The sequence below is a fragment of the Chromohalobacter sp. HP20-39 genome, from assembly GCF_033052815.1.
Taxonomy (GTDB): Bacteria; Pseudomonadota; Gammaproteobacteria; order Pseudomonadales; family Halomonadaceae; genus Chromohalobacter.
In genome coordinates this window covers 1-235 of record NZ_JAWHTP010001187.1, presented here as the reverse complement: position 1 = coordinate 235, position 235 = coordinate 1, and the positions used below count along the sequence as shown (strand labels likewise).

General features: G+C 53.6%; 1 protein-coding gene. It reads left to right on the top strand.

Annotation, left to right across the window (positions count from 1 at the left end; all coding sequences use genetic code 11):
- Window positions 1-235, top strand: a 235-nt coding sequence (eutH, locus tag RVY79_RS21650; protein ID WP_317466682.1) for an ethanolamine utilization protein EutH, incomplete at both ends; no start/stop codon positions are given.

The following is a 235-nucleotide window of genomic DNA, read 5'->3' as shown; positions in this document are numbered from 1 at the left end:
CGAAATCATCATGTACATCATGATGTTCTTTATGCTGATAGCTGCCGTAGACAGGATCCTGTCGCAGTTCGGCGGTTCTGCTCGTTTCCTCGGTAAGTTCGGTAAAAGTATCGAAGGATCAGGCGGTCAGTTCGAAGAAGGCTTTATGGCAATGGGCGCACTGGGCCTGGCGATGGTCGGTATGACCGCGCTGGCACCGGTACTGGCTCACGTTCTCGGGCCGGTAATTATTCCG